Genomic DNA, 25,859 nt, shown 5'->3' on the forward strand with positions numbered 1-25,859 from the left:
CCGGCCCGGCCCGCTCATGCGCTCGGCGCGCGGCGCGGCAGCCCTATGTGCGGCGGGATCTGGTCGACCGTGATGCGCTTGCGGAAGACCCAGTACGTCCACCCCTGGTAGAGCAGCACCACCGGGGTCACCGCGATCGCCGCCCAGCTCAGGATCTTCAGCGTGTACGGCGTCGACGACGCGTTCCGCACGGTCAGCGACCACGCCGGGTCCAATGTCGATGGCAGCACGTCCGGGAAGAGCGAGCCGAAGAGCAGCGCGGTGGCCGCGGCGACGGCGAGCGTGGTGCCGGTGAAGGCGATCCCGTCCCGCTGCACCAGGGTCGCGGCGGCGCTGCCGACCAGGCCGAGCACCGCGAGCCCGAGCGGAATCCAGGTCCAGCTCGCGCCGTGCGCGAGCTGGGTCCAGAGCCCGAAGCCGCCGACGATCAGCGCGGCGGGCACCAGCAGCAGCCTGACCACCCGCTGCGCGTCGGCCCGCACCTCGCCGCCGGTCTTGAGTACCAGGAACGTGGCGCCGTGCAGCGCGAAGAGCACGGCGGTGGTGAGCGCGCCGAGCAGCGCGTACGGGCTCAGCAGGTCGAGGAACGAGCCGACGAGTTGCTTGTCGGCGTCGAGCGGGACGCCGCGCACCACGTTCGCGAAGACCCAGCCCCAGGCCAGCGCCGGTACCCAGGAGCCGAAGGCGATGCCGAGGTCGCAGCGCCGCCGCCACACCGGGTCGTCGATCTTGCCGCGGTACTCGATCGCGCAGATCCGCAGGATCAGCGCGACCAGCACCAGCAGCAGCGCGAAGTAGAACCCGGAGAACAGGCTGGCGTACCACTCCGGGAAGGCGGCGAAGAGCGCGCCGCCGGCGGTGATCAGCCAGACCTCGTTGCCGTCCCAGACCGGGCCGATGGTGTTGAGCACCACCCGGCGCCTGGTGTCCGAGCGCCTGCCGAGCGGGTGCATGAGCATGCCGACGCCGAAGTCGAACCCCTCCAGCACGAAGTAGCCGGTGAAGAGCACGCCGATCAGGACGAACCAGAACTCCTGCAGATTCATCGTCGGCTCCTAGTAGGCGAAGGACAGCTGGCGGACGGGTTCGTCCTGATCGGGCGAGGACTCGTCCGGCGGCGGCTTCGGCTGGTCCGGCCCGGCCATCGCGTAGCGCCGCATGAGGTAGAACCAGACCACCGCGAGCGCGCCGTACAGCAGGGTGAAGACCGCGAGCGAGATCCAGACGGTGCTCGCCGGGTGCTGCGAGACGCCCTCCTGCACGGTGAGCCGCAGGTTGGGGTCACCGGTGGGATTGGGCACGACCACCCAGGGTTGGCGGCCCATCTCGGTGAAGACCCAGCCCGCGCTGTTCGCCAGGAACGGCGTCGGGATGGCGGCGATGCCGAGCCAGCCGAACCAGCGCTGGTGCGGCACCCGCCCGCCGCGGGTGAGCCAGAGCCCGACCACGCAGAGCAGCGCCGACCCGCCCGCGAGCCCGATCATGGCGCGGAACGCCCAGTAGGTGACGAAGAGGTTGGGCCGGTAGTCGCCGGGGCCGAACTGGTCGACGTAGGACTGCTGCAGGTCGACGACGCCGTCCAGGGTGACGTCGGTGAACCTGCCCTCGGCCAGCCAGGGCAGTACGAACGGCACCTCGATCACGTGCGTCACGCTGTCGCAGTTGTTGTGCGTGCCGACGGTGAGCACGGAGAAGTCCGGGTCGGTCTCGGTGTGGCACAGCGATTCCGCGGAGGCCATCTTCATCGGTTGCTGCTGGAACATGAGCTTGCCCTGCACGTCACCGGTGTAGATCAGCGCGACCCCGGCGAGCGCGACCACCACCAGCGAGGCCCGCGCGACCGGGCGCCACAGGGTCCGTGCCTCTTCCAGCTTCGCCGGGTCCCCGCCGCGCGCGTTGCGCACCATCCACCAGCCGCCGATCCCGGCGACGAAGGTGCCCGCGGTGAGGAACGAGCCTGCCACCACGTGCGGGAAGGCCGCCAGCGCGGTGTTGTTGGTGAGCAGCTCGACGATGCTGGTGAGCTCGGCGCGGCCGGTCTCCGGGTTGTACCTGGCGCCAACCGGGTGCTGCATGAAGGAGTTGGCCGCGATAATGAAGAAGGCGGAGGCGTTCACGCCGATCGCGACCAGCCAGATGGTGGCCAGGTGCACCAGCCGGGGCAGCCTGCTCCAGCCGAAGATCCACAGCCCGAGGAACGTCGACTCCAGGAAGAAGGCGACCAGCCCCTCCAGCGCCAGCGGCGCGCCGAACACGTCGCCGACGAAGCGGGAGTACTCGCTCCAGTTCATCCCGAACTGGAATTCCTGCACGATTCCGGTGGCGACGCCGAGCGCGAAGTTGATCAGGAAGAGCTTCCCGAAGAACTTGGTCAGCCGGTACCAGTGTTCTTTGCCCGTGATCACCCACGCCGTCTGCATCCCGGCGACCAGCGGCGCGAGGCCGATGGTGAGCGGCACGAAGAGGAAGTGATAGACGGTGGTGATCCCGAACTGCCATCGCGACACGTCCAGCGCGCTCACCGTGACCTCCTACCAGCCGATTTGTCTACGACACTCTGTAGTAAGGCTACGTGCGGAAGCGCCACGCACCAATCATCGTGACGCGAATCGCTGTCGGCGTCACGCAGCGCGGCCGGTCGAGTCCATCGGCGGCCGGAAATCCGGGCGCCGGGCCGGGTTCACCAGTCGCCGATGGCCCCCGCCCGCGCGACCCCGCGGTCGACCAGTTCGATGATCTCGTCGGTGCTGTCCGCCGCCATCAGCCGGATGCCGTCCAGCTGGGCGACCCTGGCCGCGAGCGTGATGCTGGAGAGCAGCCAGATGCTGTCGCAGACGAAGAGGTCGGCGGTCCAGAGCGGCTCGTACTTGACCTCCCAGCCCGCCTTGCGGGCCTCGTTGAACAGCGCCCGCTGGGTGACGCCGGGCAGCACGCCGTTCTTGGCGGGCGGGGTGATCAGCGTCTTGTCCCGCGCGATCACGATGGTCGAGCGCGGCCCCTCCAGCACCCGGTTCTCGGTGCTGGTGAAGATCACGTCGTCGGCGCCCTGCCGGTGCGCGAAGCGCAGCGCGGCCATGTTGGTGGCGTAGGAGAGCGTCTTGGCGCCGAGCAGCTGCCAGGGCGCGGCCTGGGCCAGATCGATGGAGATGCCGCGGACCAGGCTCACCACCTTGATGCCATCGGTGCGGGCCTTCTGCACGCGGGCGGGCACCGGGCTCACCGTGAGGAACGCGGTCGGGACCGGGACGGCGGCGGCGAGCTCGCCCGAGGTCACCGAATCGGGCACCTCGGTGAATTCGCTCTCCCGGCCGCGGGTCAGCACCAGGCGCAGCACGCCCTCTTCCTCGTCGCCCCATTCCTTGGCCGCTATCTCGGCCGCCGCCCGCCACCGGCTCAGCTCCAGCTCGGGTAGCTCCAGCGCCTGGGCGGAGCGGCGCAGCCTGCCCAGGTGGAACTCGATCGCACACGGGCTGCCGTTCCGCACCAGCACCGTTTCGAAGACACCGTCGCCGCGCAGAACACCGATGTCGTCGGCAAACAACAACGGCGCGTCCGCATCCTGGACCGCGCCGTCGAGTGTCACAAGAACTCGATCCGCCATGGGTAGGAGCGTAGGCAATTCGGGCAGGTAATGCCTACGGTGCGCTCGAGTTGATTGCTCCATCGGCGCGTGTCGCCAACATATTTGATGATTTCGTGATAGCAGCAGGACATTCCTTGTCATGTCCTCTATCCGAACCGGCCCGAATGACCCGGTGCCGGTATGCCACGTACAGTGGTTTTCGTGGTTCCTGTGCCAAGTCCTCTTTTGGGTGTTCCCGGAGCCGTCGCGGGGGTGCCCGGTTCGCCGGATGCCGCCGTCGCCTGGCACTACGGCGACCCGTTCGCCGAGCAGCGCGCCGCGGCCAGGCGGGTGGCGATCGTGGATCGCTCGCACCGCGCCGTCGGCACCATCACCGGTAAAGAGCGGCTGACCTGGCTGCACACCATCACCAGTCAGCACGTGGCCGGGCTGGCCGACGGTGAGTCGGCGGAGAATCTGGATCTGGACCTGAACGGCCGGGTACAGCACCATTTCGTGCTCACCGAACTGGCTGAGACCGTCTGGATCGATACCGAGGCCGAGCGCGGCCCCGACCTGCTCGGCTTCCTGACCAAGATGGTCTTCTGGGCCGATGCGCAGCCGAGGGACGCCGCCGACCACGCCGTGCTCACCCTGCTCGGCCCCGAGGTGGAGACGCTCACCGGCGCGCTCGGCCTCGCCGAACTGCCCGCCGTGTACCGCGCGGTCCCGCTGGCGGGCGGCGGCTTCCTGCGCCGCATGCCGTGGCCGGGCGAGCACTCGTACGACCTGGTGATCCCGCGTGCGCAGCTCACCGAGTGGTGGTCGGCGCTGACCGCGGCAGGCGCCACCCCGGCGGGCATGTGGGCCTTCGAGGCGCTGCGCGTCGAGTCGCTGCGCCCCCGGCTCGGCCTCGACACCGACGACCGCACGATCCCGCAGGAGGCGCGCTGGATCGGCGACCGCTCCGAAGCGGGCGCGGTGCACCTGGACAAGGGCTGCTACCGCGGCCAGGAGACCGTCGCCCGGGTGCACAACCTGGGCAAGCCGCCGCGCAACCTGGTACTGCTGCACCTGGACGGCTCCGCCGACGAGCGCCCGGAGCCGGGCACCGACATCACCGCGGACGGCCGCGCGGTCGGCAGGCTCGGCACCGTCGTCGACCACTTCGAGCTCGGGCCGATCGCGCTCGCCCTGGTGAAGCGGGCCGTCCCGGCCACAACCGCGCTGGTGGCAGGCACCGCGGCGGCCGCGATCGACCCCGACTCGGTGCCGACGGACGACCGTCCGCAGGCGGGCAGGCTCGCCGTCGACCGGCTGCGCGGGCGCTGATGCGCAGCGGTGACACCGGCCGCGTGCTCGCGGTCTGCGTCGTGCACGCGGAGCTGGAGGTGCCCGGCCGGGTCGGGCGCAGCGCCATCGACAAGCGGCCGGTCGCGGGGCGGGTCGAGGTCGGCCCGCTCGGGCTCGCCGGCGACCATGTCTGCAACACCGAGCACCACGGCGGGCTGAACCAGGCCGTCTACGCCTACGCCGACCACGACGCGCGCCGCTGGGAAGCGGAGCTGGGCCGGGTGCTGCCGCACGGCTGGTTCGGCGAGAACCTGCGGGTCGACGGTCTCCCCCTCTCGGACGCGGTGCTCGGCGCCCGGCTCCGGATCGGTACCGCGCTGCTCGAGGTGAGCGCGCCGCGGGTGCCGTGCGCGACCTTCCAGCACTGGTCCGGCGAGCGGCAGTGGGTCAAGCGGTTCGCGCTGCGCAGCGACACCGGGTGCTACTTCCGGCTGCTGGCGGCGGGCACCGTCGGCGCGGGCGACGAGGTGCTGGTCGAGTACGTCCCCGAGCACGGCATCACCGTCCGCGATGTCTTCACCGGCGCCGACCCGGAGCGGCTGACCCGGCTGCTGGAGCTGGAGCCGACCGCGTCGGACGACATCCGCATGCAGGTCGAGCGGCACACCAGACGCCACGCTCGGGAGGCGACGGGATGAGCGAGTCAGGCCCGGAGGCGGTAGCGGAGCGTAGCCACGGAGGGCCCTCGCTCGTCCCGCGGGAGGGCGCTGCGTGAGCGTCGAGCTGGTCGAGGTCGTGCGGTCGGGGTTCCGCGAGTGCGTGCACCGGGGGTCGGTGGTGCTGCTCGGCGCGGACGGCGAGGTGCGGTTCGAGCTCGGCGAGGTGCACGGCCCGATCTACCCGCGCTCGACCAACAAGCCGCTGCAGGCACTGGCCCTGCTCCGCAACGGCTTCACCCCGGCCGACGACGCCGAGCTGGCGATAGCCATCGCCTCCCACTACGGCGAGCCCGACCAGGTGGCGGCGGTCCGGCGCCTGCTCGACCGGAACGGCTTCACCGAGGACGACCTGGAGTGCCCGCCCGACCTCCCGCTCGGCGAGCTGCCGCGGGCCCTGCTCCTCGCCGCGGGCGAGCAGCCGAGCAGGATCCTGATGAACTGCTCGGGCAAACACGCGGCCATGCTCGCCACCTGCGCCGCGAACTCCTGGCCGACCAGGGGTTACCTCGACCGCGCGCACCCGCTGCAGCAGGCCGTGGTCGAGACCATCGCCGACGTCACCGGCGAGCCGGAGACCGATCTCGGCATCGACGGCTGCGGGCTGCCGATCGTCCCGGTCTCGCTGGTGAACCTGGCCCGCGCCTTCGCCACCCTGGTCACCGCCGCCCCGCATACCCCCGAGCGGCGTGTCGCGCAGGCGATTCGCGCCCATCCGCGCGTGATTTCCGGCACCGCCGCCCCGGACCTGATCCTGATGTCCGAGACTCCCGGCCTGGTCTGCAAGATCGGCGCGGACGGCGTGCACGCGGGCGCGCTCCCGGACGGACGGGCCTTCGCCTACAAGGTCGACGACGGCGCCGAGCGCGCGCGGATGCCGCTGACGCTGGCGATTCTGCGCCGTCTCGGCGTGCCGTGGACCGACCGGCTCGCGGAGCTGGCCGCCCCGCCGATCCTCGGCGGCGGCGCCAGGGTCGGCGTCATCCGTGCCGTCCCCGGAGTGCTGTAGCTTTCCGCGGCCGCGGCGACGGCGGGGCAAACGGCGGGCGGCGCCGGAATCTTCGCCCACTCGTGGGAGCGCGGGGGCCTGACACACGCTAAAGTGTCTGTCAGGAAGAGTATTAATTCGAACGGGGCCGCCAACACACCCCAGGCCGCCCCGCATTGACGCGAGGGGGTTCAGCCATGGGCCGTGGCCGGGCTAAGGCAAAGCAGACCAAGGTCGCGCGCGAGCTGAAGTACAGCTCGCCGTCAACCGACTTCACGAGCCTTCAGCGAGAGCTCTCGAACGGCACCGACCTGCACTACCACCGACCCAATGGTGGTGGCGTGTTGCCCGATGAGCACGACGCCGACGAGTCCCCGTCCCGCTGGAACAGCGACGACGACGACTACGACGACTGGCGCCGCTGACCGTACGCACGCGAAGGGGGAGGCCGATGGGCTTCCCCCTCGACCGCGTTCGGGCACGGTTACGGCGCGCGCGAGATAGCTCGCACGGATGGCCCGCATCGCACGATGCGGGCCCCGCCATTTCTCCGGTCGATGCAGTTCGGACCGATTCGGCCAGGATCTAGAAGCGCGGGTGCTCGCCGACCAGCACCGAGCGCGGCGCGTCGGCATCCTTGCTGCGGCTCACCGAACCCAGTGTCCAGCAATCGATGTGCCGCGCGGTGAGCACGGCCAGCGCCCGGTCGACATCCTCGGGGGCGACCACCGCGACCATGCCGACGCCCATGTTGAACGTCTTCTCCATCTCGGTGCGCTCGACCCGGCCGCGCTGCGCGATCATCTTGAAGACCGGCGCCGGGCTCCAGGTGCCGCGATCCAGCTCGGCGACCATGCCCTGCGGCAGCACCCGGCCCAGGTTGGCGGCCAGCCCGCCGCCGGTGACGTGCGCGAAGGTGCGCACATCGGTCTCGGCGACCAGCGCGAGGCAGTCCTTGGCGTAGATCCGGGTCGGCTCGAGCAACTCCTCGCCGAGCGTCCGGCCGAACTCCTCGACGTGCCCGGTCAGGCTCATCCGGTCGATCTCCAGGAGCACCTTGCGGGCCAGGCTGTAGCCGTTGGAGTGCAGCCCGGAGGCGCCCATGGCGATCACCACGTCGCCGGAGCGCACCCGCTCCGGGCCGAGCACGGCGTCCGCCTCGACCACGCCGACGCCGGTCGCGGAGAGGTCGTAGTCGTCCGGGTCCATCAACCCGGGGTGCTCGGCGGTCTCACCGCCGAGCAGCGCGCAGCCCGCCTTGACGCAGCCCTCGGCGATGCCGGAGACCAGCTCCGCGACCCGCTCCGGGACGACCTTGCCGACCGCGATGTAATCCTGCAGGAACAGCGGCTCGGCGCCGCAGACCACCAGGTCGTCGACGACCATGGCGACCAGATCCAGCCCGACCGTGTCGTGCTTGTCCAGCGCCTGCGCGACCGCCAGTTTGGTGCCGACGCCGTCGGTCGAGGCGGCGAGCAGCGGCTCCTTGTACCCGCCCTTCAGCGCGAACAACCCGGCGAAGCCACCGAGGCCGCCCTGCACCTCGGGGCGGCTCGCCTTCTTCGCCAATGGCCCGAACAATTCGACGGCGCGGTCACCGGCTTCGATGTCCACACCGGCCGCGGCGTAGGAAGCACCGTTACCACTGGGGGTCTGTTCAGTCATTTTCGGGAAGAGCTCCAAACCGAATCGGCGGATAGATGCCAGCTCACGCTACCGGAGCGGAATAACGGGCACGCAGCGGTATCGCACCCCGGTTCGTCACCCGCGCACCGCACGGCCGGTCGGTCAGGGCCTGCTCAGCGCGCTCGCGTTCGCGTTCTCCCGGAGCAGCGCGGCCTCCGGCTTGCCGCTCAGCATGCCCTCCAGCAGGTTCTTGCCGATGGCGGCCTCGTGCGGCAGCGGGATCGGGTAGTGGCCGTCGAAACAGGCGCTGCAGAGCCTGCTGCGCGGCTGCTCGGTGGCGGCGATCATCCCGTCCAGCGAGATGTAGCCGAGGGTGTCGGCGCCGATCGAGCGGCGCACCCCCTCCACCATGTCGCGGAAGACCTGGGACTCCGGGTCGTTGGAGCCCGCGGCGCCGTCCGGCAGCCCGGCGCCGTTGGCGATGAGCTCGGCCCTCGAGGCGAAGTCGATGCCGTAGAAGCACGGCCACTTGACCGGCGGCGAGGCGATCCGCACGTGGATCTCCAGCGCACCGGACTCGCGCAGCATGCGGATGAGGGCGCGCTGGGTGTTGCCGCGGACGATGGAGTCGTCCACCACGATCAGCCGCTTGCCCCTGATCACCTCGCGCAGCGGGTTCAGCTTGAGCCGGATGCCGAGCTGCCTGATGGTCTGGCTCGGCTGGATGAAGGTGCGGCCGACGTAGGCGTTCTTCATCAGCCCCTGGCCGTAGGGCACCCCCGAGCCCTGCGCGTAGCCGACCGCGGCCGGGGTGCCCGACTCCGGCACCGGGATCACCAGGTCTGCCTCGACCGGGTGCTCCTTGGCCAGCCTGCGGCCGATATCGACCCGGGTGGAGTGCACCGAGCGGCCCGCGATGGTGGAATCCGGCCTGGCCAGGTAGACGTACTCGAAGACACAGCCCTTCGGCTCCGGCGCGGCGAAGCGCATGGAGCGCACGCCGTCGGCGTCGATGGCGAGCAGCTCGCCCGGCTCGATCTCGCGGACGAAGGCGGCGCCGACGATGTCGAGCGCGGCGGTCTCGCTGGCGACCACCCAGCCGCGGTCCAGCCTGCCGAGCACCAGCGGGCGCACGCCGTGCGGGTCGCGGGCGGCGTAGAGCGTGTGCTCGTCCATGAAGGTCAGGCAGAAGGCGCCGCGCAGCGTCGGCAGCAGCTCCATGGCGGCCTGCTCGATGCTGGAGTCGGCGGCGGCGTGCGCGAGCAGCGCCGTCATCACGTCCGAGTCGGAGGTGGCGGCGATCGGGGCAGGCTTGCTGTCGCCCGCCGGGCGGCGGCCGAGCAGCCCCTGCTCCCTGGCGCGCTCGTTCAGCTCGGCGGTATTGACCAGGTTGCCGTTGTGCCCGAGCGCGAGCCCGGAGCCGACGGCGGTGGTGCGGAAGATCGGCTGCGCGTTCTCCCAGGTGGTGGAGCCGGTGGTGGAGTACCGGCAGTGCCCGATGGCGACGTGGCCGGGCATGGCGGCCAGCGTCTGCTCGTCGAACACCTGACTGACCAGGCCGAGATCCTTGAAGACCAGGATCTGCTGACCGTCCGAGACGGCGATTCCCGCCGCCTCCTGCCCGCGGTGCTGCAGGGCGTAGAGGCCGTAGTAGCTCAGCTTCGCGACGTCTTCGCTCGGCGCCCAGACCCCGAAAACGCCGCACTCCTCGCGCGGCTCGTTCTCGTCCTGATCATGGGCGGCGGCCGGCGGCGCGACCGGGTTGGGGGTGGATAGATCGCTGTCGACCGGAAAGTCGGCGTTGGTCACCGTTCGCTCCCTGTTCGGGCGGGCTTGGGGCGACCGCCATTCTACGGCCAGCCCCACCGGCGGCAGGCGGCGCGGCGGCGCGGAGCGTTCCGTGTCACGATCACCGCGGAACCGCCGGTTCCACCTGTTACCGTGCTGCGGTGACCACGCCCGACCAGCCCGGTAAGCCGGAAGACCCCGCCGGATCAGGCAATTCGGCCGATTCGGTCCAGGTTCCGGCGGGCGGAGGCAGCACGCCGCGGAGCCTGCTCGGCTGGGCCAGGATGACCGGTGCGCCTGTGGTGGTACTCACGTTGCTCACGGCGCTGCTCGGCGTGATGTACCTCGGCTACGTCGCCGACCCGGAGGAGAACCTGCACGACTTCCCGATCGCCCTGGTGAACCAGGACCTCGGCGACGTGCTCGACACCGGCGGCGGGCAGCAGCAGGTGAACTTCGGCAGGCAGGTGACCGACGGCATCGTCGCCGCGATCCCCACCGACAAGGTCGACCTGCACGTCGTCGGGATCAGCGAGGCCGAGCGGCTGCTGCAGACCGGCCAGGTCTACGGCGCCGTCGTCATTCCCAGCGACTTCAGCAAGTCGCTCGGCATCCTCGGTATCGGCAGCGTGGTGCCCGGCGACATCCAGCGCCCCATCGTGACCATCGAGACCAACCCGCGCGCGGGCGCCTACAGCACCCAGGTTGTGCTCCGGATCGCCGACGAGATGCTGGTCAGGGTGAACGAGCAGGTCGGGCGGCAGCTCACCGACCAGGTGAACGCACAGCTGGCGGCGAGCCCGCCGGGCGCGCAGGCGACCGAGCTGACCGGCGCCGCGCGGGTGGTGCTGCGCGAGCCGATCGACGTGCTGGTGCAGCAGTACCACCCGCTGCCGAACGGCACCGGCCAGGGGCTGACGGCCTTCTTCTACGCGCTGCTGCTGCTGCTCGCGGGCGTGGTCGGCGCGATGGTCATCCACACCATGGTCGATGCCCAGCTCGGCTTCGTGCCCACCGAGTACGGCCCCTGGTATGTGCACTATCCGCCGACCCCGATCACCCGGTTCCGGACCGTGCTGCTCAAGTGGGGCGTGATGGCGGTCGCCGCGGCCATCGTCTCCGGGGTCTTCCTGGTCACCTCGCACCTGCTCGACCTGCCGCTGAGCCACGGGCTCGCGCTCTTCCTCTACAGCTGGCTCGCCATCGCGGCGGTCGGCATCACCGGCATCTCCATGCTGGCGGCGATCGGCTCGGCCGGGCTGCTCGCCAACCTGATCCTCTTCGTCGTGCTCGGGCTGCCCTCCTCCGGCGGGACGGTGCCCATCGAGGCGACGCCACCGTACTTCTCCTGGCTGGCCACCTTCGAGCCCATGCACCAGGTGTTCCTCGCCATCCGCGCGATCCTGTACTTCGACGCGAGCGGCCCGGCCGGGCTCACCCGGGGAGTCTGGATGACCATCCTCGGGCTCGGCATCGGGCTGGTCTTCGGCGCCGTGGTGACCCGGTTCTACGACCACAAGGGGTTGCACCGGAAGAACGTGCTGAACCGGGGCGCCGCTACAGCCGGGTGACCGGCAGCCAGTGCGCCACCTCGGCGGCCCTGCTGCCGGAGGCGGTGACGGCGCCGCTCTCCGCTGCCGCCGCGAAGGTCAGCAGGCCGGTGGCGAGCAGGAGCCAGGTGCGCGGGTCGGTCTCGACCACGTTCGGCGGGGTGCCGCGGGTGTGCCTCGGGCCGTCGATGCACTGCACCGCGACGTAGGGCGGCACCCGCACCTCGACCGAATGGCCGGGGGCCGCCTTGGCCAGCGTGCGGGCGGTGGCGCGGACGGCGGCGCCGAGCTGGGCGCGGGGCGGGGTCGGGGTGCTCTCGTCGAGCAGCCAGTCGCGCACCGCGGCGGTGGCGGCGCGGAGTTCGTTCGGGTCGACGGTGGAGCGTCCTGGCACGTCGCGAGGTTACCCGGCGCCGGTGCCGCGCGCGGAGAACGCCTGGAGGGTGGAGTTCGGGCTGTCGCCGGCGGTGCCGCGGGCCAGCCGGGGAGTCAGGGCGCCGCCCGCGTTGAGGGCGTAGTGCAGCAGGGCGGGGGCGGTCGCGCTGCCGCTCCGCCTGCGCAGCGCACCGAAGACGAGTCCGGCCGCGGTGGTCGCGGCGATGGTCGGCAGGATCGGGTCGCCCGCGGCGCGGGCCGGGGCTATGTGCCAGAGGCCGAAGGTGAGGGCGGCGAGCGGGGTGCCTGCGATGTCGTCGAGGGCGCCGCGGAAGATCAGCTCCTCGGTGTAGACGGTGCCGAGCGGGATGTGCACGCCGATCCACTCGGCGACGGCGACGCCGGGTGCCCGGTCCGGGGCTGCGGCCAGTGCCCGCCGGGCGGGCGGAAGGGCGAGCGCGGCGCCGTAGCCCGCGAGCACCGCGGCGGCGGCGCCGAGCCCGAGGCGCCATCCGGGCCGCGCACCCCACCGCGGCTCCCCCGCGAAGACTCGCGCATAGCCCGTCGCGAACATGGCATTCGCAACGGTCCGCCCGCGAATACCGAGCGCGAGCCGAGGCAACACCGCGTTGTGCCACAGCAACGGCGCCGCCGCCGCGAGCAGTGTCCGCCCCGCACTCACCGCGGCTCGCTCCCGGCCGCGGTGCTTCCGCGCGAACCCGTCACTTGGTGGCCCGCTCGAAATCCTCGGCCGCCTCCAGCTGGATCCGGACGTTCTCGGCCAGCTCCGCGTTCCACTCCGGCGGGGCGGCGACGGCGGCCCAGCCGTCGATCACCAGGTCACCGTAGCGGTGCCCGTGCCCGTCGCTGACCCCCTGCGCATTGGTGAGATCCGCGGCGACCTGCCAGAAGGTGACGAAGGGGTACCAGCGCATCTGCGACGAGACGTCCGAGCCGCGCGGCTCGGAGAGCCAGTCCGGCTGCGAGAAGATCAGGTCCGTCGACCACCAGACGATCGGGTCGGAGGCGTGCTGCAGGTACGCGATGCGCGGCGTCCGCCACTCCGCATCCGGCCTGGCCAGGTCCGCCCGCTCGGCAGCGAACCGGACGACGAGCCCGTCCGCGTACACCGGCTGCACCTCCCGCGACCCGGGATCGCGCCGGGTGACGAACTGCTTCCACAGCCGGTTCGAGTTCGGCGGCCCGACCCAGAGCGCCCCGTCCACCTGCGCGCGCAGGTCGGCCAGCCCGTCGAATGCCTCCTCCGACCCCTGCGACCCCAGGCTCTCGCCGTAGACAAGCAGCTTGGGCCGCGCCTGCGGCGGCAGCGCCGACCAGCGCTCGTACACCGCGTCGAACAGCTCGCGCCCGGCGCTCGCCGCCTTGCTCCGGTCGGCCAGGAAGGAGAGCACGCTCGGCAGGTAGGAGTACTGGGTGGCGACGATCGCGCTGTCGCCGCCGTACATGTACTCGATGGCACCGGCCGCCATGGAGTTCACCCAGCCGGTGCCGGTCGTCGTCATGAGGACGAGCACCCTGCGCTCGAAGGCGCCGGTGCGCTCCAGCTCGGCGACGGCCAGCTCGGCCTGGGTGCGGTCGCCTGCGCGCGACTCCAGCCCGACGTAGGCGCGGATCGGCTCCGCCGCCTGCCGACCGGTGACGGCGGCGATCCGGCTCCGGCTCGGCCCGTGCGAGACGAACCAGCGGCCCTCGAAGCCGAGGGTGTCCCACTCGGCGAGCGAATCGGGGCTGCCCGAGCGCTCCGGCAGCACCGGCTGGAAGGCGTAGGCCGAGGTGTCGTCGTTGCGCACCTTGAACGCCTCGTTCGCCAGCGCGAAGAAGGCCCGGCTGGCGACGCCGTTGAACACGGTGACCACCGCGATCACCAGGACGAGCAGCCCGACCGCAGGAGCGAGCTCGCGCGGCACCCGGACCCAGCGGTTCAGCTCCCTGGCCAGCACGGTCACGACGGCGCGCACCGTCCGGTAGACGGCGACCACCGCCACCCCGACGGCGACGCTGAGCAACCCGGTGCGCAGGTAGGCCGGGGTCGGCGTGCCCTCCATGCCCATGAGCGCGCTGATCTCGCGCTGCCAGCGCGCCGACTGCACCAGCATGAAGCCCGCGCCGAGCGCCGCCGTGCCGAGCACCGCCGACTTCACGGCGTACCCGACCCAGGTCGGCGGCTCCGGCACCCGCCCGCGCACCCGCGGCCACACCCAGAGCCGGAACAGCCACTCCAGCACGCATCCGACGCCGTAGCCGAGCGCGGCGTTGATCCCGGAGACGAGCCCCTGGAACAGCCAGTCGCGCGGCACCAGCGACGGCGTCACCGAGAGCGCGAAGAAGAGGGTGGCGACCACCAGTCCGGCGTAGTTGAGGTCGATGATGATCTCGATGTGCCGCACCACGATCAGCAGCCGCCTGCGCAGCCGGGTGAGCGTCGGGGAGGTCGCTGGCACGACGCGGCTCAGCGGGCCGACGCGGCGGGGGGCTGGGCGGACGTCACCGGAACAGTATGGCTGGCAGTCCGGACATCCCCCGGCGGCGGCTCGCGGCGACCACGTCACACCCGATACACCGTGCCGCGCCTGCCGGGCCCGCCCGCAGGCAACTACTCGGGGACGCTCGAGTAGTCACACGCAGGCGCCCGGCCCGCCCGCGCCGGAGACTCGATACCCATGAGCACTACCAACGCACAGTCGAAGATGACCGCGGCCTACGTGGCGCAGGCCTCGATCGCATTCGGCGTCAGCTTGATCGGGGCGGGCGTCGGCATCCTCTACCTGCCGCTGGACGTGTGGCAGCGCGGCTTCCTCGCGATGTCCGTGCTGTTCCTGGTGACCAGCTCCTTCACCCTTGCCAAGGTGGTCAGGGACCGGCAGGAATCGGATTCGCTGCGGGTCCGGGTGGACGAGGCGCGGCTGGAGAAGCTGATCGCCGAGCACGACCCGTTCAAGGCCGCCTGATCAGCCAAGGGCGCCGAAGAGCCTGGGCAGGGTGCCCTCGAAGGCGGCCCGCAGCTCGGTGAGCGGCACCGTGAACTGGCCCTGCACCTCCACCGAGTCGGAGCCCTGGTCGACGACGCCGATGCGCACCGCGGGCAACCCGCGGGCCTCGCACATCTTGCTGAACCTGGTCTCCTCCGAGCGCGGCACGGCGACGAGCACCCGGCCCGCGGATTCGGCGAAGAGCGCGACGAACGGGTCGGCGCCCTCCGGCAGCAGCACCCGGCAGCCGGTCTCGCCGGCCAGCGCGGCCTCGACGACGGTCTGGATCAGCCCGCCCTCGGAGAGGTCGTGCGCGGCGCTGATCATGCCGTCCCGCGAGCCTGCGGTGAGCACCTCGGCCAGCAGCTGCTCGCGGGCGAAGTCGACCTGCGGCGGGACGCCGCCCAGGTGGTCGTGCACCACCTGCGACCAGATCGAGCCGCCGAACTCGTCGCGGGTCTCGCCGAGCAGAATCAGCGTCTCCCCCGGCTCGGTGCCGAGGCCGGTGGGGATGCGCCGGTGCACATCGTCGATGACGCCGAGCACGCCGACCACCGGGGTCGGCAGGATCGCGTCCTGCCCGGTCTGGTTGTAGAAGCTGACATTGCCGCCGGTCACCGGGATGCCGAGGGCTACGCAGCCGTCCGCGAGGCCGCGGACCGCCTGCTGGAACTGCCACATGACGCCGGGATCCTCGGGCGAGCCGAAGTTCAGGCAGTTGGTGACGGCCTTCGGCGTGGCGCCGGTGACGGCGACGTTGCGGAACGCCTCGGCCAGCGCCAGCTGCGCGCCGGTGTACGGGTCGAGCTTGGTGTAGCGGCCGGAGGCGTCGGTGGCGAGCGCGATGCCGCGGCCGCTGTTCTCGTCGATCCGGATGACGCCCGCGTCCGCGTGCTCGGCGAGCACGGTGTTGCCGCGCACGTAGCGGTCGTACTGCTCGGTGATCCACCTGCGGCTGCAGAGCTGCGGGCTGGCGAGCATGGTCAGCAGGGTGGCGCGCAGCTCGTCGGGGGTGCCGGGGCGGGCCAGCCGGTCGGTGCTGTCGGCGATCAGCGCGTCCTGGTGGTCCGGGCGGCGCACCGGGCGCTCGTAGACCGGCCCGTCGTGCGCGACGGTGCGCGGCGGGACGTCGACCACGGTCTCCCCGTGCCACGTGACGATGAGCCGCTCGCCCTCGGTGACCTCGCCGATCACCGTGGCCAGCACGTCCCACTTCCGGCAGACGTCGAGGAAGGCGTCCACGTTCTCCGGGGTCACCACCGCGCACATGCGCTCCTGGGACTCGCTGGAGAGCACCTCGGCCGGGGTCATGTCGGCTGCGCGCAGCGGCACCCGGTCCAGCTCGACCCGCATGCCGCCGTCGCCTGCCGCGGCGAGTTCCGAGGTGGCGCAGGCCAGCCCGGCGCCGCCGAGATCTTGGATGCCGACCACCAGCTTCGCCGAGTACAGCTCCAGGCAGCACTCGATCAGCACCTTCTCGGTGAACGGGTCGCCGACCTGGACGCTCGGCAGCTTCTTGCGGCCGCGGCCGGACTCGTCGCCGGAGAAGGTGTCCGAGGCGAGCACCGAGACGCCGCCGATGCCGTCCAGCCCGGTGCGCGCACCGAACAGAATGATCTTGTTGCCGGCACCGGAGGCGAAGGCCAGGTGCAGGTCCTCCACCCGCATGACGCCCGCGCAGAGCGCATTCACCAGCGGATTGCCCTGGTACGAGGCGTCGAAGACGGTCTCGCCGCCGACATTCGGCAGCCCGAGCGAGTTGCCGTAGCCGCCGACCCCGCGGACCACGCCGTCAACCACGCGCCTGGTGTCGGCGGCGTCGGCGGCGCCGAAGCGCAGCTGGTCCATCACCGCGATCGGGCGGGCGCCCATGGCCATGATGTCGCGCACGATGCCGCCGACGCCGGTGGCCGCGCCCTGGTAGGGCTCCACGTAGGAGGGGTGGTTGTGGCTCTCCACCTTGAAGGTGACCGCCCAGCCGTCGCCGATGTCGACAACGCCCGCGTTCTCGCCGATCCCGGCCAGCATCGAGGCGCGCATCGCGTCGGTGGTGGTCTCACCGAAGTAGCGCAGGTGCACCTTGGAGGACTTGTACGAGCAGTGCTCGCTCCACATCACCGAGTACATCGCGAGTTCCGCGTCGGTGGGGCGCCTGCCGAGGATCTCCTTGATGCGGGCGTACTCGTCGTCCTTGAGCCCGAGTTCGGTGTAGGGCTGCGCGGTGTCCGGGGTTGCTACGGCTGCGCTGACGGTGTCGACCTGCGAAGTCACGGGAGTACCAGGGTCCTTTCGGGCCGGTTTTCGCGATGCGGGAAATCGCCTGCGAGTTTAGCCGTGGGCCGATGGGGGGACGGCACCCGCTACCCTGTGCCGCGTGAACGAACGATCGGGGGTTGCCGATTCGGCACGGCGGCAGCGACGGTTGCTGCTCCTCGCGATCGGCCTGTTCGCGCTGTCGGCCACCGTCTCGCTGCTGCTGCACTGGTGGGACCACTACATCGACCTGCAGGTCTACCGCAACGGCCCGCGGGTCTGGCTGGACGGCGGCGAGCTGTACGGCCCGATGCCACCGATCGGCGACATCGCGCTGCCCTTCACCTATCCCCCGCTGGCCGCGCTGCTCTTCGCCCCGCTCGCGCTGGTCCCGCTCGGCGTCGCCGAGATCGTGGTGCTGGTCACCTCGATCGCCAGCCTCGCGATCACGCTGTGGCTGGTGCTGATCCGGCTGCGGCCCGAACTGGACCGGGTGGCCGTGCTGACCGCGGTGATCGCCGCGGTGGCGCTGGCCCAGATGCTGGAGCCGGTGCGCCAGACCTTCGGCTTCGGCCAGATCAACCTGGTGCTGATGGCCGCGGTCGCGCTCGACTGCCTGGCGCCGCGGACCTTCTGGCCGCGCGGCATGCTGATCGGCATCGCGGTCTCGGTGAAGCTCATCCCGGCCGGCTACCTGCTCTTCTTCCTGCTCCGCCGGGACTGGAAGGCGGCGGGCACGCTCGTGGTCTCGGCGGCCGCCGCGGTGGGCGTCGGTTTCCTGTTCTTCCCGACGGATTCGGTGCAGTACTGGTCGGAGACGCTGGCCAACACCGATCGGATCGGCCCGCCCTACTTCGCGGGCAACCAGTCGCTGAAGGGGCTCGCCTTCCGGCTCGGCGTCTCCGACGGCGCCGCCACCGCGCTCTGGCTCGGGCTCGGGGCGATCGCGGTCGCGCTGGCCGCGCTCTGGATGCACCGGCTGCTCGCCGCCGACCGCCCGGTCTCCGCGCTGCTGGTGAACGCCGCCGCGCTGCTGCTGGTCTCGCCGGTCTCCTGGTCGCACCACTGGGTCTGGGCCGCCCCCGCGCTGCTGCTGCTCGGCGTCGCCATCGCCGACGGCGACCGCTCCCGCCCGCTGCTCGTCGGCACCGGCGCGCTCGCGCTGCTCTTCCTGATCGGCCCGCAGTGGCTGCTGCCGCATGCGAAGGACCGGGAGCTGGAGTGGGCCTGGTGGCAGCAGGTCATCGGAAGCAGCTACGTCTGGGTAACCTTCCTGGTGCTGGTCGCCGGGGTCGCCGTCGGTCAGGCGGCCGGGGTGAGGAAGGCCGCGAGCGCGGCCGCGTAGGCGGGCACGTCGGCGGCGCCCATGAACTCGCGCGCCGAGTGCATGGCCAGCTGCGGCGCGCCGACGTCGACCGTGCCGATGCCGGTGCGGGCCGCGGTGATCGGGCCGATGGTGGAGCCGCAGGGCAGGTCGGCGCGGTGCACGTAGCGCTGCAGCGGCACCCCCGCCTCGGCGCAGGCCAGCGCGAAGGCGCCGGTGCCGACGGCGTCGGTGGCGTAGCGCAGGTTCTGGTTGACCTTGAGCACCGGGCCGCCGTTCACCGCGATCCGGTGCGCGGGCTCGTGCCGGTCCGGGTAGTTGGGGTGCGTGGCGTGCGCCATGTCGCCGGAGGCGACCAGCGAGCCGGCCAGCGCCGCCAGGTACTCCGCGCGCCCGCCGCCCGCGGCGAGCACGATCCGCTCCAGCACCGCGGGGAGCAGGTCGGACTGCGCGCCGCGCTCGGACTGGCTGCCGACCTCCTCGTGGTCGAAGAGCGCGAGCACCGGCAGCGCCGCGCCCGGCTCGGCCAGCGCGGCGAGGAAGGCGGCCAGCCCGGCGTAGCAGGTGGCCTGGTTGTCCAGCCGGGGCGCGCTGACCAGGTCGCGGTCGCGGCCGACCAGGGTGCTCGGCGCGAGGTCGTTGGTCATCAGCTCCCAGCCGAGCACGTCGCCGGCGACCACCCCGGCCTGCTCGGCCACGTACCGGATGAACGAGGCGGGCTCGGTGCCGACGCCCCAGACCCCGTTGACGTGCCGCTGCGGGTCGAGCGTGACCCCGCGCCGCTCCTCGGAGAGGTGGATGGCGAGCTGCGGCACCCGCAGGATGGGCTCGTCGATCCGCACCAGTTGCTCGCGCACCCCGGCGCCGTCGGGATCCCGCAGCGTGAGCCTGCCGGAGATGCCGAGGTCGCGGTCGAGCCAGGAGTTCAGCCAGGCCCCGCCGTAGGGCTCCAGCCCGACCAGCTGCCAGCCCGCCGAGAGCAGGTCGGGATGCTGCTTGACGCGGAGGTTGGGGCTGTCGGTGTGCGCGCCGACCACCCGGAATCCGGCCCCCGGTGCGATTCTCTCGGTGCTCCAGGCCACCAGCGAGCCACCTCGGATCACGTAGTACCGGCCCGGCTCGCCCGCCTGCCACGGCTCCGCCTCGCGCAGCGCGCGGAAGCCCTTTGCCTCCAGTTCCCGGCTCACGGTGTGGCAGACGTGGAACGGGGAGGGCGAGGCGTCGATGAAGGCGCACAGGCCGGTGGCGGTGGCGGTGGTGCTGACGACGGGCATGCCCGCGATCCTAGGCAGCGCGGCGCAGGCACTCCGGCCCAGGTGCGGGACCGTCAAGTCCTATTGACGATGCGGAATCACATCCGCACCATTCGCACACACCCGCCACAATTACCGGCGGAAATGCCGCGCGAATTTCATCGGATGAATCAACCGACGGTCTGCGCCACCAGATCCAGCAATCGGAGCAGTTCCGCATATCGCCGCGCCCCGATCCGGGAACGGAGTTGCTGCTCGGCCCGATACTCCTCGGCGCGCACCGCCGCGACCAGCTCGGCGCCCAGCTTGCTGAGCCCGATCAGGATGCGCCGCCGGTCGTCCTCCGCCGCGACGCGGAAGATCAGCCCGCGTTCGGCCAGCGCATCGGCGTGCCGAGTCGCCGAAGACGGCGGCAACTGCGACTTCGCCGCCAATTCGCTCATCGTGGTCCGGCCGTCGACGGAGAGATTCGACAACATCGACCACTGATCCGGGGAAAGCTGGCGCGCGTACAAAGCGTCGTCGAGGTGACGCACCCAACTCCGCTCCGCGGAACGCAACGCGCCATGCAGCGTGGAATTACCGCCCACCATGGTTTCCACAATTGTCCTGACTGCCTCGAGAATTGGAACGAGGGGAAGACTACCGAACGTGGAAAATTCGCGTGAGCGAGTGGTGTCGGCCGGTCACCGGACACCGCGCGGGTGTCCGAAAAGTCGGCTGTGCCAGTTCAATTCGACTTCAAATACTCGAAATGCAATTTTCAGCGAGAGGATTCGGCGCGGACACCGGAGCACCGGAAACGACACCGGCCCGGACCGCGCGGGAGCGCGATCCGGGCCGGGTACCGGGAAGTCGTTGCGGCTCAGGCCGCCACGAGCGAATCGAGGACCGAGAGGAAGAGCCCGAGCCCGTCGTCGCTGGGGCCGGTGAGCGCCTCGGTGGCGTGCTCCGGGTGCGGCATCAGCCCGACCACCCGGCCGTTCGCCGAGGAGATCCCGGCGATGCCGCGCTGCGAGCCGTTCGGGTTGTCGCCGGAGTAGCGGAAGACCACCCGGCCCTCGCCCTCCAGCTGGTCGAGCACCTCGGCCGAGGCCTGGAAGCGGCCCTCGCCGGACTTGAGCGGGATCAGAATCTGTGCGCCCTGCTCGAACCGGCTGGTCCACGCGGTGCCGGTGGACTCGACGGTCAGCCACTCGTCGCGGCAGACGAAGTGCAGCCCGTCGTTGCGGGTGAGCGCGCCGGGCAGCAGCCCGGCCTCGCACAGCACCTGGAAGCCGTTGCAGATGCCGAGTACCGGCAGGCCCTGGCCCGCGGCGCGCACCACCTCGCCCATGACCGGGGCGAACCGGGCGATGGCGCCCGCCCGCAGGTAGTCACCGTAGGAGAAGCCACCGGGCACGATCACCGCGTCGACCTGCTTGAGATCGGCGTCGGCGTGCCACAGGTGCACCGCCTCGGCGCCGGAGAGCCGGACCGCGCGGGCCGCGTCGACGTCGTCGAGCGTGCCGGGAAAGGTGATCACCCCGATGCGCGCGCTCATGACAGCCGGACGACCTTCCACTCCTCGATGACGGTGTTGGCGAGCAGCGATTCGGCGATCTGCTCCAGCTCGGCGTCGCTCACCGAGTCCTCGACATCGAGCTCGAAGCGCTTGCCCTGCCGCACATCGGACACACCGGCGAATCCCAGGCGGGGAAGCGCACCGACGATGGCCTGACCCTGCGGATCCAGGATCTCGGCCTTCGGCATCACCTCGACCACGACTCGTGCCACGCGTTTTCTCCTCGCGAAGGTTCGGGGGGTTACCGGCACAGCGTAATGGCGGCGGGCGCGGGCGGCTGCCGGGGGGGTGCGAGATCACAGCCGGTCACGCCGGTCACCGGCGACTAGCATCGCCGCATGCGCATAGCTCACTTCGGACACTCCTGCATCCTCGTCGAGCTGCACGGCACGAAAGTGCTGTTCGACCCGGGCACCTTCGCGCACGGGTTCGAGGGCATCACCGGGCTCGACGCCATCGCCGTCACGCACCAGCACCCGGACCACATCGACGGCGACCGGATCGGCGCGCTGATCGACGCCAACCCCGGCGCCCGGCTGCTCGCCGACCCGCAGACCGCCGAGCTGCGGCCGGAGCCGTGGGAGGCGGTGCACGCCGGGCAGGTGCTCACCATCGGCGGGGTCACCGTGACCGGCGGCGGAGGCAGGCACGCGGTGATCCACCCGGAGCTGCCGGTCATCGACAACACCGTCTTCCAGCTCGGCACCCCGGCGGAGCCCGCGCAGCTGGTGCACCCCGGCGATTCGCTCTGGGTGCCGCCGAGCCCGGTCGGCGTGCTCGCCATCCCGGCGGCGGCGCCGTGGATGCGGATCAGCGAGGCGGTGGACTATCTGCGGGCGGTTCGCCCGCGGAGCGCGGTGCCGATCCACTACGGAGTGGTCGCGCCGGAGGCGCGGGGGATCTACTTCGGCAGATTGGCGGAAATGGGGCCGGAGGGTACGGAGTTCTCGCTCATCGAGCACGAGGACAGTGCAGATTTCCCCAGCTGAGCCGGGGCTACACCTTCGCAATTCGACGCGAGAGAGCCGGAATACGAAATTGCACGTGCATCGGCAATTTCGCGAGCGTCCTTTTCCCGCGGACAGCAAACCGCCCCGCTCCCGGGGGTAGGACCGGGACGGGGCGGCTGGTCAGCGTGGACCTGGTCAGAGCGGGGAGCTCGCGCTCAGCGTATCCAGCAGGGTCGTGATCAGTTCGAGCAGCGTTTCCAGCATTGTGCTTCCCTTCCTGTCGGTTACTTGCTTCCGGATCTCGCAATCACAGAATTGCACCGATCGGTGGGGCACAAACGCGTACGGGCAAAGAATTTTTCGGATTTGTTTTCGGCACCTCCGAATTCCACGAACAGAATTCGGAGCAAAGACGGCGAATCCGACCGAAACAATAGAAACCCGCGGGGAGCCGGGTTGCCGGTGTCGTTCCGGCGATTTGCCGGACTGCCGTGCGGGGTGCTCCGGACACTGCGATCCGGTGGCCGGGTGCGGACCGGGAACACCGGCCCCGAGTCCCGGTCGGGCCACTGCCAAGCGCGCTCGGCGGACCCGGCGCCCGCAAACGGGCACGAAACGGACCGCTCGGTCGGTCAGGCTGCGCGTGTCGCGGCGGAGTACGGCTCCCAGCGGTACAGCTGACCGGTGGCGCCGTGGTAGAGCGCGAGATCGACAGCGTCGAGCACGGCCTGCCGCGGCCCGGAGCGGGCCAGCTGCGCGCCGGAGACCGCGAGCCGCACGACCCCACCGCGCTTGGCGGTCCGCGCCGCGCCGAGCACCAGTGCCCGGCACCACCACGGCTCCGTGCGGAACCCCTCGCCGATCCCGTACACCCGGGTGCGCTGCGCGATATCGCGCTCCAGGTCCACGATCGAGGTCAGCCCGAGCGCCAGCCGGAAACCGACATCGGGAAGCGCCTCCATGGCGCCCGCCGAAGCGTCCCAGCGCGGGGCGGCGAAGAGCCGGGTGCGCAGCCCAACCCGCTCCATCACCCGATCGGCCGCCATCAACCGCAACCGCGCCTCGTGCCTCGGCAGCGCACCGAACTCGGCCCGCCTGCGCTTGGTGGCCGCCTGGTCGTAGCCGTGCAGCACGATGGCGTCGCCACCGGCGCGCCGCCCGCGCAGCCAGGCAAGCGTGGCCGGGTCGTCGGTCAGCCGATAGCCGCCCTTCAGCCGCGGCGCGACGAGCAGCGACAGCGGGACGCCCCGGTCGTCCATCTCGGCAGCGAACTCGATCGCGGCGTCCCGGGTGGTGTCCCGGATGCCGGACACGGAGACGATCAGCTCGGCAGTCATACCCGCAACGGTGGCAGGACGACATGTCCGCGGCGTGCAGCCGGGATGACGCCGAAGCCAACACCGTCACATATCGGCGCGTTCCGCTATGACGGCGCCACCTTGCCGAGCCCGACGGTGTCCAGCACCCAGGCGTACTCGAAGGCGACTTCCTTCCACTTCTCGTAGCGCCCGCTGACCCCGCCGTGGCCCGCGCTCATCTCGGTCTTCAGCAGCAGCGGGGCGTCGCCGGTCGCGACCGCGCGCAGCCGCGCGACCCACTTGGCAGGCTCCACGTAGAGCACCCGGGTGTCGTTGAGGCTGGTGATGGCGAGGATCGCCGGGTAGTTCTTGGCCTCGACGTTCTCGTACGGCGAGTAGGACTTCATGTACGCGTAGACCTCGGGGTCGGCGAGCGGGTTGCCCCACTCGTCCCACTCGATCACCGTGAGCGGGAGCGAGGGGTCCAGGATCGAGGTCAGCGGGTCCACGAAGGGCACGTTGGCGAGGATGCCCGCGAAGAGCTCCGGCGCCAGGTTGGCGACCGCGCCGACCAGCAGCCCGCCCGCGCTGCCGCCATCCGCGATCAGCCGGTCCGCGCTGGTGCGACCGGTGTCGATGAGGTGCCTGGCCGCGGCGACAAAATCGGTGAAGGTGTTCTTCTTCCGCAGCGTCTTGCCGTTCTCGTACCAGAGCCGGCCCATCTCGCCGCCGCCGCGCACGTGCGCCACCGCGAAGACCATGCCGCGGTCCAGCAGCGAGAGCCGGGAGACCGAGAAGCCGGGGTCGATGCTGGCCTCGTAGGAGCCGTAGCCGTAGAGCAGCAGCGGCGCCGCGGTGCCCGGCTGCACCGCGTCCCTGCGCCAGACCAGCGAGATCGGGATGCGGGTTCCGTCCGCGGCGACCGCCCAGTCCCGGCTCTGCTCGTAGAGCTCCGGGTCGTAACCGCCGAGCACCGGCTGCTCCTTGCGCAGCAGCAACTCGCCGGTGTCCGGGGCGTAGTCGAAGACCTGGGTGGGGGTGGTGAACGAGGTGAGCCCGATGCGCAGCGTCGGCTGCTCCCACTCCGGGTTGGCGCCGAGCCCGACGGCGAAGAGCGGCAGGTCGAACTCGAGTTCGCGGCGCTCGCCGTAGCCGTCGGGGGTGAGCGGCCAGACCGCGAGCCTGCTCAGCGCCTCGCGGCGGTAGCCGAGCACCAGGTGGCCGGCGAAGGCGTCGACGTCCTCCAGCCGGACGTCGTCGCGGTGCCCGATGAGCAGGGTCAGCGCGGCGGGGTCGCCGACCGGCGCCTCGGCGAGCACGAAGTTCTCCGCCTTCACCCCGTCGACCACGTCGTTGTGCAGGACCAGGAACCGGTCCTCGCCCGCGATCACCGCGTGCTCGACGCCGTACTCCACGCCCTCGCGGCGCGGCAGGATCACCCGGAACTCGCCCTCCGGGTCGGCCGACTCCAGCATCCAGCCCTCGCTGGTGATCTTGGAGGCGACCCAGATCAGCAGGTACTTCTCCGAGCGGGTGGTGCCGATGCTGACCCAGTACCGCTCGTCCGGCTCGTGGAAGACCTTGACGTCGGCCGCGGCGGCGGTGCCGAGCCGGTGCCGCCATACGGTGTCGGGGCGCCAGGAGTCGTCAACGGTCTGGTAGAAGACGTGCGAGCCGTCCAGCGACCAGGTGGCGCCGGGGGCGGTGCCGGGGATCTCGTCGCCGAGCTGCTCGCCGGTGCGCAGATCCAGGAAGCGCAGCAGGTAGCGCTCGTCGCCGACGGTGTCGGTGGAGTAGGCGAGCAGGGTGCCGTCGTTGCTCACCGAGAAGGCGCCGAGCGCGAAGAAGTCGTGCCCATCGGCGAGCACGTTGCTGTCCAGCAGCACCTGTTCGCCCGGAATCTCGGCACCGGCCTCCAGCTCCGGCGGGGTCCAGGCGTCCAGCCCGGCGGCGGCCGGGTCGACCGGGCAGCGGCAGTGCACGCCGTACTGTTTGCCCTCGAAGCTGCGCGAGTAGTACCAGTACTGCCCGAGCCGGGTCGGGACCGAGAGGTCGGTCTCCTGGGTGCGGCCCTTGATCTCGTCGAAGATCGCGGTGCGCAGCTCGGCCAGGTGCGCGGTGTTCGCCTCGGTGTAGGCGTTCTCCGCCTCCAGGTGGGCGATCACCTCGGGGTCGTCCTTGTCGCGGAGCCACTCGTACTCGTCGATCACGACATCGCCGTGCTGCACGCGCTCGGTCGGCACGGTCTTCGCGACGGGGGGCGGCACACTCTCGACAGACATGCGCACCACCCTACTGTCGCGCCACCCCCGCACTGCGCTCGTGCGGG

General features: G+C 71.2%; 23 protein-coding genes. 8 read left to right on the plus strand and 15 right to left on the minus strand.

The window, feature by feature from the left end; all coding sequences use genetic code 11:
- Nucleotides 1–14: 14 nt before the first annotated feature.
- From cydB to ACFUJ1_RS13715, 3 genes are all read right to left on the minus strand, one after another.
- Nucleotides 15–1,046 (minus strand): cytochrome d ubiquinol oxidase subunit II, encoded by a 1,032-nt coding sequence (cydB, locus tag ACFUJ1_RS13705; RefSeq protein WP_378645464.1) that lies wholly within the window; start codon nucleotides 1,044–1,046, stop codon nucleotides 15–17.
- A 9-nt stretch (nucleotides 1,047–1,055) separates the two neighbouring features.
- Entirely contained in the window at nucleotides 1,056–2,522 is a 1,467-nt protein-coding gene (locus tag ACFUJ1_RS13710; protein WP_378645465.1) for a cytochrome ubiquinol oxidase subunit I, read from the minus strand.
- A gap of 158 nt (nucleotides 2,523–2,680) precedes the next feature.
- Nucleotides 2,681–3,601: an aminodeoxychorismate lyase gene (locus ACFUJ1_RS13715; RefSeq protein WP_378645467.1), complete on the minus strand. Its 921-nt coding sequence runs from the start codon at nucleotides 3,599–3,601 to the stop codon at nucleotides 2,681–2,683.
- A gap of 162 nt (nucleotides 3,602–3,763) precedes the next feature.
- On the opposite strand from ACFUJ1_RS13715, the gene ACFUJ1_RS13720 reads away from it, so the two are divergent.
- The 4 genes from ACFUJ1_RS13720 to ACFUJ1_RS13735 all read left to right on the plus strand — a co-directional run bounded on the left by ACFUJ1_RS13720 (nucleotide 3,764) and on the right by ACFUJ1_RS13735 (nucleotide 6,984).
- A complete protein-coding gene (locus ACFUJ1_RS13720) occupies nucleotides 3,764–4,894 on the plus strand; it encodes a YgfZ/GcvT domain-containing protein (protein WP_378645468.1) in 1,131 nt (376 codons plus the stop codon).
- Nucleotides 4,894–5,553 (plus strand): MOSC domain-containing protein, encoded by a 660-nt coding sequence (locus tag ACFUJ1_RS13725; RefSeq protein WP_378645469.1) that lies wholly within the window; start codon nucleotides 4,894–4,896, stop codon nucleotides 5,551–5,553. Before ACFUJ1_RS13720 ends, ACFUJ1_RS13725 begins: the two co-directional genes overlap by 1 nt.
- A 73-nt stretch (nucleotides 5,554–5,626) precedes the next feature.
- On the plus strand, nucleotides 5,627–6,580 hold the full coding sequence (locus ACFUJ1_RS13730; protein ID WP_378645470.1) for an asparaginase: 954 nt from the start codon (nucleotides 5,627–5,629) through the stop codon (nucleotides 6,578–6,580).
- A gap of 176 nt (nucleotides 6,581–6,756) precedes the next feature.
- Nucleotides 6,757–6,984 carry a DUF3073 domain-containing protein gene (locus ACFUJ1_RS13735; protein ID WP_233015814.1) on the plus strand — a complete coding sequence of 76 codons (228 nt, stop codon included), beginning with the start codon at nucleotides 6,757–6,759 and terminating at the stop codon, nucleotides 6,982–6,984.
- A gap of 160 nt (nucleotides 6,985–7,144) precedes the next feature.
- Here the strand turns inward: ACFUJ1_RS13735 and purM are convergent, their stop codons facing one another.
- Both purM and purF read right to left on the minus strand, forming a co-directional pair.
- Nucleotides 7,145–8,224: a phosphoribosylformylglycinamidine cyclo-ligase gene (purM, locus tag ACFUJ1_RS13740; protein WP_378645472.1), complete on the minus strand. Its 1,080-nt coding sequence runs from the start codon at nucleotides 8,222–8,224 to the stop codon at nucleotides 7,145–7,147.
- A gap of 123 nt (nucleotides 8,225–8,347) precedes the next feature.
- Nucleotides 8,348–9,994 carry an amidophosphoribosyltransferase gene (gene purF, locus ACFUJ1_RS13745; RefSeq protein WP_378645473.1) on the minus strand — a complete coding sequence of 549 codons (1,647 nt, stop codon included), beginning with the start codon at nucleotides 9,992–9,994 and terminating at the stop codon, nucleotides 8,348–8,350.
- Nucleotides 9,995–10,134: 140 nt separating this feature from the next.
- On the opposite strand from purF, the gene ACFUJ1_RS13750 reads away from it, so the two are divergent.
- Nucleotides 10,135–11,544 (plus strand): YhgE/Pip domain-containing protein, encoded by a 1,410-nt coding sequence (locus tag ACFUJ1_RS13750; RefSeq protein WP_378645475.1) that lies wholly within the window; start codon nucleotides 10,135–10,137, stop codon nucleotides 11,542–11,544.
- Here the strand turns inward: ACFUJ1_RS13750 and ACFUJ1_RS13755 are convergent.
- From ACFUJ1_RS13755 to ACFUJ1_RS13765, 3 genes are all read right to left on the minus strand, one after another.
- On the minus strand, nucleotides 11,531–11,917 hold the full coding sequence (locus ACFUJ1_RS13755) for a sterol carrier family protein (RefSeq protein WP_378645476.1): 387 nt from the start codon (nucleotides 11,915–11,917) through the stop codon (nucleotides 11,531–11,533). The genes ACFUJ1_RS13750 and ACFUJ1_RS13755 overlap by 14 nt on opposite strands.
- A gap of 9 nt (nucleotides 11,918–11,926) precedes the next feature.
- A complete protein-coding gene (locus ACFUJ1_RS13760; protein WP_378645478.1) occupies nucleotides 11,927–12,472 on the minus strand; it encodes a CPBP family intramembrane glutamic endopeptidase in 546 nt (181 codons plus the stop codon).
- Between the two features lie 148 nt (nucleotides 12,473–12,620).
- A complete protein-coding gene (locus tag ACFUJ1_RS13765) occupies nucleotides 12,621–14,360 on the minus strand; it encodes an alpha/beta hydrolase (RefSeq protein WP_378645479.1) in 1,740 nt (579 codons plus the stop codon).
- Nucleotides 14,361–14,579: 219 nt separating this feature from the next.
- Here ACFUJ1_RS13765 and ACFUJ1_RS13770 point away from each other — a divergent pair, with 219 nt between their 5' ends.
- The gene (locus ACFUJ1_RS13770) at nucleotides 14,580–14,867 is read left to right on the plus strand and encodes a YiaA/YiaB family inner membrane protein (protein WP_378645481.1); all 288 of its coding nucleotides are present in this window, start codon (nucleotides 14,580–14,582) and stop codon (nucleotides 14,865–14,867) included.
- Here ACFUJ1_RS13770 and purL read toward each other — a convergent pair whose 3' ends face one another.
- The gene (gene purL, locus ACFUJ1_RS13775) at nucleotides 14,868–17,159 is read right to left on the minus strand and encodes a phosphoribosylformylglycinamidine synthase subunit PurL (RefSeq protein ID WP_378645482.1); all 2,292 of its coding nucleotides are present in this window, start codon (nucleotides 17,157–17,159) and stop codon (nucleotides 14,868–14,870) included.
- 103 nt (nucleotides 17,160–17,262) lie between these two features.
- On the opposite strand from purL, the gene ACFUJ1_RS13780 reads away from it, so the two are divergent.
- Nucleotides 17,263–18,486 (plus strand): glycosyltransferase 87 family protein, encoded by a 1,224-nt coding sequence (locus ACFUJ1_RS13780; protein WP_378645484.1) that lies wholly within the window; start codon nucleotides 17,263–17,265, stop codon nucleotides 18,484–18,486.
- Here ACFUJ1_RS13780 and ACFUJ1_RS13785 read toward each other — a convergent pair.
- The 4 genes from ACFUJ1_RS13785 to purS form a co-directional block, all read right to left on the minus strand.
- Nucleotides 18,444–19,739 carry a M18 family aminopeptidase gene (locus ACFUJ1_RS13785; protein WP_378645485.1) on the minus strand — a complete coding sequence of 432 codons (1,296 nt, stop codon included), beginning with the start codon at nucleotides 19,737–19,739 and terminating at the stop codon, nucleotides 18,444–18,446. The two genes, ACFUJ1_RS13780 and ACFUJ1_RS13785, sit on opposite strands and share 43 nt — an antisense overlap.
- A 149-nt stretch (nucleotides 19,740–19,888) precedes the next feature.
- Nucleotides 19,889–20,311 carry a MarR family winged helix-turn-helix transcriptional regulator gene (locus tag ACFUJ1_RS13790; protein WP_233021127.1) on the minus strand — a complete coding sequence of 141 codons (423 nt, stop codon included), beginning with the start codon at nucleotides 20,309–20,311 and terminating at the stop codon, nucleotides 19,889–19,891.
- A gap of 272 nt (nucleotides 20,312–20,583) precedes the next feature.
- Complete coding sequence (purQ, locus tag ACFUJ1_RS13795) at nucleotides 20,584–21,261, minus strand: phosphoribosylformylglycinamidine synthase subunit PurQ (RefSeq protein ID WP_378645487.1); 678 nt, start codon at nucleotides 21,259–21,261, stop codon at nucleotides 20,584–20,586.
- Nucleotides 21,258–21,494: a phosphoribosylformylglycinamidine synthase subunit PurS gene (purS, locus tag ACFUJ1_RS13800; protein ID WP_233015803.1), complete on the minus strand. Its 237-nt coding sequence runs from the start codon at nucleotides 21,492–21,494 to the stop codon at nucleotides 21,258–21,260. Before purS ends, purQ begins: the two co-directional genes overlap by 4 nt.
- A gap of 126 nt (nucleotides 21,495–21,620) precedes the next feature.
- Between purS and ACFUJ1_RS13805 the strand changes: the two genes are divergently transcribed.
- Complete coding sequence (locus tag ACFUJ1_RS13805; RefSeq protein WP_378645488.1) at nucleotides 21,621–22,271, plus strand: MBL fold metallo-hydrolase; 651 nt, start codon at nucleotides 21,621–21,623, stop codon at nucleotides 22,269–22,271.
- Nucleotides 22,272–22,864: 593 nt separating this feature from the next.
- Here the strand turns inward: ACFUJ1_RS13805 and ACFUJ1_RS13810 are convergent.
- Nucleotides 22,865–23,569, minus strand: coding sequence for a DUF2334 domain-containing protein (locus ACFUJ1_RS13810; RefSeq protein ID WP_378645490.1), 705 nt, complete (start codon nucleotides 23,567–23,569; stop codon nucleotides 22,865–22,867).
- Between the two features lie 86 nt (nucleotides 23,570–23,655).
- The gene (locus tag ACFUJ1_RS13815) at nucleotides 23,656–25,812 is read right to left on the minus strand and encodes a S9 family peptidase (RefSeq protein WP_378645491.1); all 2,157 of its coding nucleotides are present in this window, start codon (nucleotides 25,810–25,812) and stop codon (nucleotides 23,656–23,658) included.
- Between the last annotated feature and the right edge of the window lie 47 nt (nucleotides 25,813–25,859).

Origin of the sequence: Nocardia sp. NPDC057227 (assembly GCF_042669725.1) — a bacterium.
Lineage (GTDB): Bacteria > Actinomycetota > Actinomycetes > Mycobacteriales > Mycobacteriaceae > Nocardia > Nocardia asteroides_A.

Excerpts from the sequence above, each read along its gene's own strand:
- cydB (WP_378645464.1), bottom strand. The coding sequence starts at position 1,046 with ATGAATCTGCAGGAGTTCTGGTTCGTCCTGATCGGCGTGCTCTTCACC.
- ACFUJ1_RS13715 (WP_378645467.1), bottom strand. The coding sequence starts at position 3,601 with ATGGCGGATCGAGTTCTTGTGACACTCGACGGCGCGGTCCAGGATGCG.
- ACFUJ1_RS13720 (WP_378645468.1), top strand. The coding sequence starts at position 3,764 with ATGCCACGTACAGTGGTTTTCGTGGTTCCTGTGCCAAGTCCTCTTTTG.
- ACFUJ1_RS13725 (WP_378645469.1), top strand. The coding sequence starts at position 4,894 with ATGCGCAGCGGTGACACCGGCCGCGTGCTCGCGGTCTGCGTCGTGCAC.
- ACFUJ1_RS13735 (WP_233015814.1), top strand. The coding sequence starts at position 6,757 with ATGGGCCGTGGCCGGGCTAAGGCAAAGCAGACCAAGGTCGCGCGCGAG.
- purM (WP_378645472.1), bottom strand. The coding sequence starts at position 8,224 with ATGACTGAACAGACCCCCAGTGGTAACGGTGCTTCCTACGCCGCGGCC.
- ACFUJ1_RS13760 (WP_378645478.1), bottom strand. The coding sequence starts at position 12,472 with ATGTTCGCGACGGGCTATGCGCGAGTCTTCGCGGGGGAGCCGCGGTGG.
- ACFUJ1_RS13770 (WP_378645481.1), top strand. The coding sequence starts at position 14,580 with ATGAGCACTACCAACGCACAGTCGAAGATGACCGCGGCCTACGTGGCG.
- ACFUJ1_RS13785 (WP_378645485.1), bottom strand. The coding sequence starts at position 19,739 with ATGCCCGTCGTCAGCACCACCGCCACCGCCACCGGCCTGTGCGCCTTC.
- ACFUJ1_RS13790 (WP_233021127.1), bottom strand. The coding sequence starts at position 20,311 with ATGGTGGGCGGTAATTCCACGCTGCATGGCGCGTTGCGTTCCGCGGAG.
- purQ (WP_378645487.1), bottom strand. The coding sequence starts at position 21,261 with ATGAGCGCGCGCATCGGGGTGATCACCTTTCCCGGCACGCTCGACGAC.
- ACFUJ1_RS13805 (WP_378645488.1), top strand. The coding sequence starts at position 21,621 with ATGCGCATAGCTCACTTCGGACACTCCTGCATCCTCGTCGAGCTGCAC.
- ACFUJ1_RS13810 (WP_378645490.1), bottom strand. The coding sequence starts at position 23,569 with ATGACTGCCGAGCTGATCGTCTCCGTGTCCGGCATCCGGGACACCACC.
- ACFUJ1_RS13815 (WP_378645491.1), bottom strand. The coding sequence starts at position 25,812 with ATGTCTGTCGAGAGTGTGCCGCCCCCCGTCGCGAAGACCGTGCCGACC.